This is a genomic window from Caballeronia sp. LZ003, from assembly GCF_031451465.1.
Taxonomy (GTDB): Bacteria; Pseudomonadota; Gammaproteobacteria; order Burkholderiales; family Burkholderiaceae; genus Caballeronia.
Window position 1 is genome coordinate 1 of sequence record NZ_JARUXJ010000035.1, and the last position, 1,764, is coordinate 1,764.

A 1,764-nucleotide genomic window follows, 5' to 3' on the forward strand; every position below is an offset into this window, starting at 1 on the left:
ATCGCTTCTGTGGTGTTAGTCATGACGCACCTCTGCATCATCTCCGGTTGCGGGACAGGTCAAATACCCGAAATACGGGGATTTTTCGCCACTGCTCGCGCGGGCGATGTCCACCAACTGACGCAGCGCATTGCCGGTGATGTCGAGTGCATCATTCGCGGATGCGGCAAGCGCCGCATCACGCAACGCGCCATTGATAATGTCGATCTGAACGACGAAAACGGGGATTTGGGTTTGCTCAGAACGAGCGAGGATAGTTGCAGTCATCGTCGCGCCCTCACTCGGTTTCGTTGACAGAGCGACTCGCCGCGATTCGCGCCGCGATCCAGTCATCGACTTCCTGCTCGATCCATGCAACAGCACGAGAGGTAATCTTGATGGACTTCGGGAACGATGGTTCGGTGTAGACGGCCGTACGGCTCAGACCGGTTTTCTCAAGCACACGGGGCAGCTTGATTAAGGTCGTGGTGGGGGCAACAGACTGCTGTGATTGCTCAGGACGAGCGGAGGGATTAGCACGCATTGCGGACTCCAGTAGGGTTGACTACCCGCTCCCCACTTCCAAATGGGGTGGGCGGGCACATGATGAGGTTGGAAGACCGGCCTACTGGATCCGGCGAGCCCGAAGGCTCCCCCGCCACGGCCCGCCCATTGAAGGCGTGCAAAGGCGTGCGGACGAAAAAATAGCCGCTTTCGCGGCGGCTCGTCCGCCAGTAGGTTCCGGCTTCCAACCGGGTGACCTCTGTTTCGGCCACGTGAGAAGTATACGAAGTTCCGCGACGTTCGCGCAAGTACTTTTCGGACAGGTCAGATGGTGCTGGTACCTTCGCATGGCTATTATTGCGGTGCAGTCTCCTTCGAAAGGTGTATTCGCTGGCCTTCGGGCCAGCTCTTTTTGTCTGCCGTTGCAGCGCTCTCAGCAGCGAAGTCCTGGGTTTAAACTTCTCACATCTGAGATATCGAGGGTCGCGGCGAATGACCTTTAGGAACGGGATTTCCCCGTTTCTATTTGCAGGACCCAAACGTCGCACATCTGCCGGGCTTAGCGCTGCTGTCAGCCCACGCTTCGGTCTGAAATATGTGCAATTCCAATATTCGAGGCGCGCTCGAAAAACATCGGAATTCCGACTTTTTAGCGCCTCTGCAAAGGCAGTGAGATATTGCTTCGTTTCAGCGTTTGTCAGCCAGTGCGCTACGTGCTTACCGAAGTGAGATTTTCTCATTTCGCCTTTTCGGCGAAGCGTATGAGTATGGCGCTCGGTGCGCCATATCGATCTTGCCTGCACTCCACTCATCAAACCCGACCCTCGCCAGTGCCACAAGCGCAATCCCGGCTCCGGACGATCCTCTGAGCAATCCAGTCATCGACCTCGCTCTCCAGCCATGCCACCGCCCGCTCGCCGATCTTCACCGGCTTAGGAAACGACGGGTTGCTATAAACAGCTGTACGACTCAGGCCCGTCTTCTCACGCACGCGCGGCAATCGTAGAAGTCTTTGTTCCACTGTGAACTCCATAAAAAGGCCCGCATGCGCGGGCTGTGGTGTTGATAGGTCGATTGGTTAGACAGGTCGAGCGTAGCGGGCGCGCTGGGCGTCGAGATAGTCAGCCCACGCCTGCATCATCTCTGCACGTTGCGTGAGGTATAGCGCGTGGTTGTATGCCGCACTCACCTTGCCACGCGACTGGTGCGCGAGCTGAAGCTCGATATGCTCGTGCGGCCAACCTTGCTCATGCAGGATCGTCGAGGCAACGCCGCGGAATC

General features: G+C 57.4%; 4 protein-coding genes. All 4 read right to left on the minus strand.

The window, feature by feature from the left end; all coding sequences use genetic code 11:
• Window positions 1-15 precede the first annotated feature (15 nt).
• Window positions 16-267: a hypothetical protein gene (locus QCE79_RS32665; RefSeq protein WP_309851523.1), complete on the minus strand. Its 252-nt coding sequence runs from the start codon at window positions 265-267 to the stop codon at window positions 16-18.
• Between the two features lie 10 nt (window positions 268-277).
• Window positions 278-523 (minus strand): AlpA family phage regulatory protein, encoded by a 246-nt coding sequence (locus QCE79_RS32670; RefSeq protein ID WP_309851527.1) that lies wholly within the window; start codon window positions 521-523, stop codon window positions 278-280.
• A gap of 771 nt (window positions 524-1,294) precedes the next feature.
• Window positions 1,295-1,516 carry an AlpA family transcriptional regulator gene (locus QCE79_RS32675; protein ID WP_309851530.1) on the minus strand — a complete coding sequence of 74 codons (222 nt, stop codon included), beginning with the start codon at window positions 1,514-1,516 and terminating at the stop codon, window positions 1,295-1,297.
• A 45-nt stretch (window positions 1,517-1,561) separates the two neighbouring features.
• Window positions 1,562-1,764: tyrosine-type recombinase/integrase (locus QCE79_RS32680; protein ID WP_404989457.1), on the minus strand; the 203-nt coding region annotated here is incomplete at its 5' end.